This window comes from Lapillicoccus sp., assembly GCF_046595215.1.
Lineage (GTDB): Bacteria > Actinomycetota > Actinomycetes > Actinomycetales > Dermatophilaceae > Lapillicoccus.
On sequence record NZ_JBKJPP010000016.1, the window covers coordinates 1 to 7660 of the forward strand.

Genomic DNA, 7660 nt, shown 5'->3' on the forward strand with positions numbered 1-7660 from the left:
GTCTGGGACGCCCTGCTTCGCGGCGAGGGCGACGACCTGCTCACCCTGGCCCAGAAGGCGGCCGCGGGCTCGGTCGCCTTCCGCCTGCCCGAGGGCAGGGATGCCACCCGGGCCCGCACCGCCTCACGCAAGGCGGTCGCCGCAGGCATCAGGGCCATCGACCGGCAGCGGGTCACCCGCGAGAAGATGATCGCGAAGGTCGGCGACGCGCCGAGCAAGCCGTGGATCTATCTCATCGTCGCCACCGGCGACATCCACGAGGACATCCCGCAGGCCCAGGCCGCGGCCCGCGAGGGTGCCGACATCATCGCCGTCATCCGCGCGACCGGGCAGTCGCTGCTCGACTTCGTGCCCGAGGGTGCCACCCGCGAAGGCTTCGCCGGCACCTATGCCACGCAGGAGAACTTCCGCCTGATGCGTGCCGCCCTCGACGAGACGTCGCGGGAGCTGGGTCGCTACGTGAGGCTCACCAACTATGCCTCCGGCCTCTGCATGCCGGAGATCGCAACGCTGGCCGGTCTCGAGCGGCTCGACATGATGCTCAACGACTCGATGTACGGCATCCTCTTCCGCGACATCAACCCGATCCGCACGTTCGTGGACCAGCGCTTCAGCCGCCAGATCCACGCCCGCGCCGGGATCATCATCAACACCGGCGAGGACAACTACCTCACCACCGCGGACGCGATCGAGGCCGCCCACACGGTGACGGTGAGCCAGCTCCTCAACGAGTACTTCGCCAAGGAGGCGGGGCTGGCGGACTGGCAGCTCGGGCTCGGGCACGCGTTCGAGATCGTCCCGGAGATCCCCGACTCGTTCCGGCTGGAGCTGGCCCACGCGATGCTCGCCCGGCAGCTCTTCCCCAGGGCGCCGCTGAAGTGGATGCCGCCGACCAAGCACATGACCGGCGACGTCTTTCGCGGCTACCTGCTGGACGGGTTCTTCAACCTCGTCGGCGCGATGACCGGCCAGGGGATCCTCCTCGTCGGGATGATGACCGAGGCCGTCGTCACCCCGTTCCTGTCCGACCGCGACCTGGCGCTGCAGAACGTGCGCTACGTCATGGGCGCCGCCGGCGGGCTGGTCGAGGACTTCCACCCGCCCCGGGACGGGTTCATCCAGACCCGCGCCCGTCTGGTCCTGTCCGAGGCGGTCGACCTGCTCGAGCGGATCGTCCACGACACCGACGGCGCGGGGGACCCACCGTTGCTCGCGGCCATCGCCGACGGGACCTTCGGGCTGATGAGGCGGCCGGCCAACGCGGGCAAGGGCCTGGACGGGGTCGTCCGCCGCGCCGCCGGCCCCGACGGCTACGACAACCCGGCAAGCACGATGCTCGAGGAAGGCACCTCGCGGTGAGCACCCGGCATACCCCATCTGCGGCCAAGGCGAGCCCGGACCTCATCCGCCCGTACGGCGACACGACCGGTGACGGCATGGTCCAGATGTCCTTCACCCTGCCCATCCCGCACGACAAGCGAGCCGAGGGGGCGGCGTTGCAGCTGGCGAGGAAGATGGGCCTCGAGCCCGCCCTGCTGGTGCACGCCAGGGCGATGGGTCCCGACTTCACCTTCTTCGTCGTCTACGGGTCGGTCCGCCACCTCGTCGACCTGCGTGAGGTCACGGTGATCGAGCGGGAGTACCCCCTGCTCGGCGCCAAGGAGATCAACCTCACCATCAAGAAGACGCTGCGCCGCAAGCTCGTCATCGTCGGGGCGTGTATCGGCACCGATGCCCACACCGTCGGCATCGACGCGATCCTCAACATCAAGGGGTTCGCGGGGGAGAAGGGGCTGGAGTACTACCGCGAGATCCGCGTGGTCAACCTCGGGGCCCAGGTCCTCGTGCCCGAGCTCGTGGCCCGCGCCCGGGCCGAGAAGGCCGACGCCGTGCTGGTCAGCCAGGTCGTCACCCAGCGCGACGCCCACATCCACAACACGAGCCAGATGTCTGCCGCGTTCCGCGAGGCGTACCCGGCCGGGCAGGTCCCCCTGCTCGTCGCGGGTGGGCCCCGCTTCGAGGAGGGCACCGCGTCGACCATCGGGGTGGACCGCATCTTCGGGCGGGGGACCACCCCCGGTGAGGTGGCCAGCTACCTCGTCCACGCCCTGGTCCCCCCTTCGCCCCGGAAGGTGTGATGAGCAACCCCACCCCGCAGGTCGGCACCACCGTGACCCACCGACGCTACGTGCCCTACAGCCACGCCCACTACGCCGGGAACCTCGTCGACGGGGCCTACTCCCTGGCGGCCTTCGGCGACGTCGCCACCGAGATGTGCATCCGCACCGACGGCGACGAGGGCCTCTTCGCGTCCTACAGCGACGTGCAGTTCCGGGCCCCGGTCCGGGCCGGGGACGTCATCGAGATCGAGGCCCGGCTCGTCCGGGTCGGACGCCGCAGCCGGGAGATGGACTTCGAGGTCCGCGTCGTCGGCAGGGGGTCACCGCACCGGGGGCAGTCCAGCGCGGACGTGCTCGACCCCCCGATCGTGGCCACGACGGCCCGGGGCGTCGTCGTCGTCCCGTGAGGACGGACGCCTCCGACTCGTCGCCCGCGACCCCTATTACCACAAAACGGACTCCAACAATCACTTCGGCGTGTCTCTCAGCGACACGCCGCAGCGGCCGAAATTGTCTCTCGCACAATAAGATTGGGATACGGCGCTGACCTGCGGAAACGCGCATTCCCGCAGGTGAATCCCGGGTTGACATCAGGTGGACGACGAGTAGTTTTAGTGGCGGTTGTTCGCCCGGACGGCCGTCGGTGGCCCGGGGGAGTGGACCTGCAAGGGAGTCTCGACGGCGTGCGCGCGCTGCCGCCGATCACCAGGCTCGCCCGACGGTTGACGATCCCGACGTCGCTCGATGCGGTCGGCGAACATCAGGAAGGCCCGCAGCGCTCAGTAGACAACAACGGCGGCACCGGCACCCGGTCGACGCCCCGTTGGTCCCAAAGGCGCCGCGGGCCCTCTTGCTGCCCGGAGGTTCGCTGCCCGGGGGCGAACGGCCACCGGACGGCCGTTACGGTTACGCCGTGCTCCGCCGACTCCCGCTCGCGCTGCTCGGTGGCGCCGCCCTGTTCCTGGCCTTCCCGGGACACGACCTCTGGCTCCTCGCCCCGGTCGGGGTGGCGCTGCTCGCCCTCGCGACCACGGGCGCCGGCATCCGGCGCGGGGCCATGCTCGGCTTCGCCGGCGCCATGGTCTTCTTCACCGAGTCGCTGAGCTGGTCCGGCGTCTACGTGGGCGCGCTTCCGTGGTTCGCCCTGGCGGTCCTGCAGTCCCTCTTCGTCGCCCTGCTGTGCGGGGTGTGTGGCTGGGCCACCTCGGACCGGGTCCGGCCGGCCGACCCGGCCCGCGGGGCTGCGCCGCTGCGGGTCCGGCCGCTCGTCGTCGCGCTGGCCTGGGTCGCCCAGGAGGCACTGAGGGACCGGCTGCCCTACGGGGGGTTCCCGTGGGTGCGGCTGGCCTTCAGCCAGGCCGACTCGCCCTTCGGTCGGCTCGCCGCGCTCGGCGGGGGCCCCATGGTGACGTTCGCCGTCGCCCTGGCCGGTGGGCTGCTGGCCGCCGGGGTGCTTCGGCTCGTCCGGAGCCGCCCGGTCCCGCTGCGGCCCACCGTCGGCGCGCTGGCCCTCGCGCTCCTCGTCGGGCTCGCCGGTCTGCTCGTGCCGCTACCCACCGACGGGCCCCCGGCCCGGGTGATGGCCGTCCAGGGCAACGTGCCGCGCGCCGGCCTCGACTTCAACTCCCAGCGGCGCCAGGTGCTGGACAACCACGTCGCGGGGACCCTCCAGGGGGCCGCTGAGGTGGCCGCCGGTACGGCGCAGCAGCCCGACCTCGTCGTCTGGCCCGAGAACGCCTCCGACATCGACCCGCTGCGCAACAGTGACGCGGCCGCGCAGATCACCCGGGCCGTCGAGGCCATCGGCGCCCCCCTCGTCGTCGGGACCTTGCTGGAGCAGCCTGCGCCGGACGTCTCCAACGTCTCCCTGCTCTACCTCCCGGGCCGCGGGCTGGTCCAGCAGTACGTCAAGCAGCACCCCGTGCCGTTCGCCGAGTACATCCCCGACCGGGCGTTCTTCCGGCTCTTCAGCGACAAGGTCGACCTCGTGCGTGCCGACTTCGCGCCGGGTGACCGCCCGGTGGTCTTCACCGTGCCGGCGGCCTCCGGGGGCCTGATCCACGCCGGGCCGACGATCTGTTTCGAGGTCGCCTACGACTCGTTGGTGCGGGACAACGTGGAGCAGGGCGCCGACCTGCTGCTCGTCCAGACGAACAACGCGACGTTCGGCTTCACCAACGAGTCGGTGCAGCAGCTGGCGATCTCGCGGATCCGTGCCATGGAGCACGGTCGCTCGGTGGTCCATGTCTCCACCGTGGGGGTCAGCGCCCTCATCACCCCCGACGGAACTGCCCACCAGGCCAGCGCGTTGTTCACCCGTGACGTGCTGTCCGGCGAGCTGCCGCTGAGGACGGCACGCACCCTCGCCACGGTGGTCGGGGCCTGGCCGGAGTATGCGGCCTGTCTTGCGCTGCTGGTGCTGGTGTCCAGCCAGCTGCTCCCATCACGCCGCCGGTAGGGTCGAAGCGCCCATCCGTCCATGATTGAGGATCCCCGTTGACCAACCCTCAGACCCGAGGCGCCCTCGGCCGCGTCGTCGTCCTGGTGCCGACCTACAACGAGCGGGAGAACCTCCCGACCGTCGTCAGCCGGACCCGAGCGGCGGTCCCCGAGGCCGACGTCATGATCCTCGACGACAACTCCCCGGACGGCACCGGCGTGCTCGCCGACGGCCTCGCCGAGCGCGATCCCTCGGTGCACGTCATCCACCGACGTGCCAAGGAGGGTCTGGGGGCGGCCTACCTCGCCGGCTTCCGGTGGGCCCTCGACGAGGGGTATGACGCGGTCGTGGAGATGGATGCCGACGGCTCCCACCAGCCGGAGCAGCTGCGCACCCTGCTCGTCGCCGCCGAAGACGCCGACCTGGTGATCGGATCGCGCTGGGTCCCCGGCGGCTCCGTCCAGAACTGGCCGGTCCACCGCAAGGCGCTCAGCGTGGGCGGCAACATCTACGTCCGCGTGCTGCTCGGTATGCCGGTCCACGACGCCACCGCGGGCTACCGGGTCTACCGCTCCTCGACCCTGCGCCAGCTCGACCTCGCGTCCGTGCGCTCCCAGGGCTACTGCTTCCAGGTCGACATGACGTGGCGTGCCGTCCGCCGCGGTCTCACCGTAGTCGAGGTGCCGATCGAGTTCGTCGAGCGCGAGATCGGAGACTCGAAGATGAGCCAGGGCATCGTCAACGAGTCGCTGCGCAACATCACCGGCTGGGGAGCGGCATACCGCGCGCGGCAGGTCGCCGCCCTGGTGCGTCAAGCCGGACGCCGGGAGCCCCAGTGGCACCGGCTGTAGGGCGCACCCGGCGCCCCGGCCATGCGCGAAGGTGGTCGGCGCTGCTCGTCGTCGTCCTGCTCGTCCTGCCCCTGCTCGAGATCGTCGCGATCATCGGCGTGGGCAAGGTCATCGGGGGCTGGCCGACCTTCTTCCTGCTCCTGGCGGAGTCCGCCCTCGGCGCCTGGCTCGTCCGGCGCGAGGGGGCGCGCACCTGGCAGGCGCTGACCGGCGCGCTGACCACAGGTCGGATGCCGTCGAGGCAGCTCGCGGACGCCGCCCTGGTGCTGGTGGGTGGGACCCTCCTGCTCACCCCCGGGTTCCTCAGCGACGTCGTCGGCTTCTTCTTCATCCTGCCCTTCACCCGTCCGCTGGCCCGTGGGGTCCTCGAGAGGGTCGTCTCTCGTCGCCTCCTCGGCGCGATCTTCCCCGGCCAACCGGACGGTCACGGCCCGCAAGGGCCGTTCGGCGGGAGTCCCCCGGGCAGGTCTCCCGGCCCTGCCCCCACAGCCCCCGCGGACGACGTCATCGAGGGCGAGATCCTCTGAACGCCCGACGGCACGCCATCGAGGGGGACACCTGCCGCATCAAGAGGGACCCCTGCGGACGGGGACGACAGAACCCGCGCCCCCTGCTGGGGGCACGGGCTGTCGTCGCGGTGGGCTCAGGCGCTGCGCTTGCGGGTCGGCTTCTCTCCACGCGACTCACGCAGCAGCGTGAGGCGCTCCTCGAGGAGCTCCTCGAGCTCAGGGATCGAGCGACGCTCCAGCAGCATGTCCCAGTGGCTGCGCACGTGCTTGACCTGCTTGGGCTCCGGCTCCGTGCCGCCGAGCAGCTTCGCCTCGTTGCCGCAGCGGCACTCCCAGACCGATGGCACGTCGGCCTCGACGCTGAACGGCAGTTCGATACGGTGCCCCTGCGGGCACACGTAGGTCGTGATGCGACGCTCGCTGGGCACGACGTTCGCGTCTGACTCCATACTGAAGGCGCCCAGTCGGGTCCCTCGGAGTGAACGGTCAGCCATGGCGGTCCTCCCTGTCGGTGGTGGCCTCGGGTCTCGGTGTAGTCCCTGACACCTCAACTTCTCAGACGTTTTAACGTGGTAGCGGGTGGCATTGTTCCTGCTACTTGGAGGCGTTCCACACGACAGGGACCGCGAGTGAGACGAGGATCACACTCCTCGTGTGCCGGCTCTTCGGCAACTGGACGACGACGATGCCGCGCGTATGCCGGTCGCCCCGCTCGGGCGGGGCCGCGGCGGCATACGCAACCCGTTGGGCGGATGATAAGTGAGTGACCAGTGCCTTCTCGACGGTGACGCCCCGGCCGGACGAGGTCGCCGCGGATCGCCCCGGTGACGACATCGTGGCGGTCGCAGATGTCGTGATGGATCGCGCCTTCACTATCGACGCGTCGCGGGCGTCGTTGTGGCCGTGGGTGATCCAGCTGGGCAAGCAGCGGGCGGGGTGGTATCTGCCGCAGTCGGTCGAGCGGTTCGTGCCACGCTCTCGTCGTGCTGTCCGCTTTCTCAACCCGGCATGGCAGGGCCTGGTCGTCGGTGACGTGATCCCGGACTACGGCGGCCGGCACGAGACATTCGAGGTGGCCGTGCTCAGCGCGCCGTCGACGCTCGTCTACACGTCTGTGCGCGGGCGGATGAGCGTCAGCTGGTCGATCAACCTCACGGAAGGGCCCCCGACAGCCCAGCCAGGGTCAACGCGGGTCCACCTGCGGCTCCGTCTCGGGCACGTCAGACGTCCCTGGCTCGCAGAGTCAGGTGGTGGCCTGATCGACCTGCTCACCGTGGCTGGTCTGGCGGCCGGGCTGCGGGAACGCGTCGTGCCCTGACGGCGGCCTCAGGCAGAATGACAGGCCCGAGGCAGGCAGGAGTGGCCAGACAAGGCTGTCCGCCTCCATGCGAAGGCCACCTCGTCGTCGTCGCCCCGGGCGAGCCACCGGGCCATCCCGGGGACGAGGAACCGCAGACTGCGGCCGTCGGTGAAGAGGGTGCCCCTTCTGGATCAGCCGGGCGCGCAGATATGACAGTTTGGCCGGCTCGCTCGAGGTCTCGGATGGCGGCGGCGGTAAGAACCGGGGCGTGGTCGTTCACGCCTTTGAGGGCAAGCCGAGCCGAGCCCGGATCTGGGCCTCGTCGTAGGTCCGGCCCGCGGCGATGTCGGCGTCGGCCTCGGCGAGATCCTCGAGGATGCCCGGCTGGGAGAGCCAGAACAACGTCTCCTGCAACGTTTCCCACTCGTCGGCCGAGACCA

General features: G+C 70.6%; 8 protein-coding genes. 7 read left to right on the top strand and 1 reads right to left on the bottom strand.

The window, feature by feature from the left end; genetic code table 11:
• The 6 genes from ACLL9L_RS01200 to ACLL9L_RS01225 all read left to right on the top strand — a co-directional run.
• The coding region (locus ACLL9L_RS01200; RefSeq protein WP_411282812.1) for a lysine 5,6-aminomutase subunit alpha TIM-barrel domain-containing protein at nt 1-1359 on the top strand (1359 nt) is incomplete at its 5' end.
• Complete coding sequence (locus ACLL9L_RS01205) at nt 1356-2138, top strand: OAM dimerization domain-containing protein (RefSeq protein ID WP_411282813.1); 783 nt, start codon at nt 1356-1358, stop codon at nt 2136-2138. The genes ACLL9L_RS01200 and ACLL9L_RS01205, both read left to right, overlap by 4 nt.
• Complete coding sequence (locus ACLL9L_RS01210; RefSeq protein ID WP_411282814.1) at nt 2138-2527, top strand: hotdog domain-containing protein; 390 nt, start codon at nt 2138-2140, stop codon at nt 2525-2527. Before ACLL9L_RS01205 ends, ACLL9L_RS01210 begins: the two co-directional genes overlap by 1 nt.
• A 506-nt stretch (nt 2528-3033) precedes the next feature.
• Nucleotides 3034-4578: an apolipoprotein N-acyltransferase gene (gene lnt, locus ACLL9L_RS01215; RefSeq protein ID WP_411282815.1), complete on the top strand. Its 1545-nt coding sequence runs from the start codon at nt 3034-3036 to the stop codon at nt 4576-4578.
• Nucleotides 4579-4616: 38 nt separating this feature from the next.
• Nucleotides 4617-5411, top strand: coding sequence for a polyprenol monophosphomannose synthase (locus ACLL9L_RS01220; protein WP_411282816.1), 795 nt, complete (start codon nt 4617-4619; stop codon nt 5409-5411).
• Nucleotides 5396-5938 carry an FxsA family protein gene (locus tag ACLL9L_RS01225; RefSeq protein ID WP_411282817.1) on the top strand — a complete coding sequence of 181 codons (543 nt, stop codon included), beginning with the start codon at nt 5396-5398 and terminating at the stop codon, nt 5936-5938. The genes ACLL9L_RS01220 and ACLL9L_RS01225 overlap by 16 nt, the downstream gene beginning before the upstream one ends.
• Nucleotides 5939-6054: 116 nt before the next feature.
• On the opposite strand, the gene ACLL9L_RS01230 is transcribed toward ACLL9L_RS01225, so the two are convergent.
• The gene (locus ACLL9L_RS01230; protein WP_411282818.1) at nt 6055-6414 is read right to left on the bottom strand and encodes an RNA polymerase-binding protein RbpA; all 360 of its coding nucleotides are present in this window, start codon (nt 6412-6414) and stop codon (nt 6055-6057) included.
• A 269-nt stretch (nt 6415-6683) separates the two neighbouring features.
• Here ACLL9L_RS01230 and ACLL9L_RS01235 point away from each other — a divergent pair, with 269 nt between their 5' ends.
• On the top strand, nt 6684-7238 hold the full coding sequence (locus ACLL9L_RS01235; RefSeq protein ID WP_411282819.1) for a hypothetical protein: 555 nt from the start codon (nt 6684-6686) through the stop codon (nt 7236-7238).
• Nucleotides 7239-7660 lie beyond the last annotated feature (422 nt).

Excerpts from the sequence above, each read along its gene's own strand:
- ACLL9L_RS01230 (WP_411282818.1), bottom strand. The coding sequence starts at position 6,414 with ATGGCTGACCGTTCACTCCGAGGGACCCGACTGGGCGCCTTCAGTATG.
- ACLL9L_RS01210 (WP_411282814.1), top strand. The coding sequence starts at position 2,138 with ATGAGCAACCCCACCCCGCAGGTCGGCACCACCGTGACCCACCGACGC.